Genomic DNA, 267 nt, shown 5'->3' on the forward strand with positions numbered 1-267 from the left:
GTTGAAGCTCAGATCGACGGTGTCGGCGTCCCACGCATGCAAGTCGATCCCTTCGCCACGGGGCAGCGGCTCTTTCACGAACGTACCGCGCCCCGTTTCGCCGCTCACGAGGCCGATCGACTGAAGCTCGGCGTAGACGCGCGTGGCCGTCACCAACGCGATGCCTTCGCGCGCGGCGAGTTCGCGGTGGGTGGGCAATCTTGTTCCGGGCTGCAACCGGCCTGCGCGGATCTCGGCCGCCAATCGATCGACGAGATGTTTGTAGCG

Annotated in this window: 1 protein-coding gene; it reads right to left on the minus strand. The window is 65.9% G+C overall.

Annotation, left to right across the window (positions count from 1 at the left end; all coding sequences use genetic code 11):
* Positions 1-267: GntR family transcriptional regulator (locus SB822_RS57695; protein ID WP_410859183.1), on the minus strand; the 267-nt coding region annotated here is incomplete at both ends.

The organism is Paraburkholderia sp. SIMBA_054, from assembly GCF_046534875.1.
GTDB lineage: Bacteria > Pseudomonadota > Gammaproteobacteria > Burkholderiales > Burkholderiaceae > Paraburkholderia > Paraburkholderia hospita.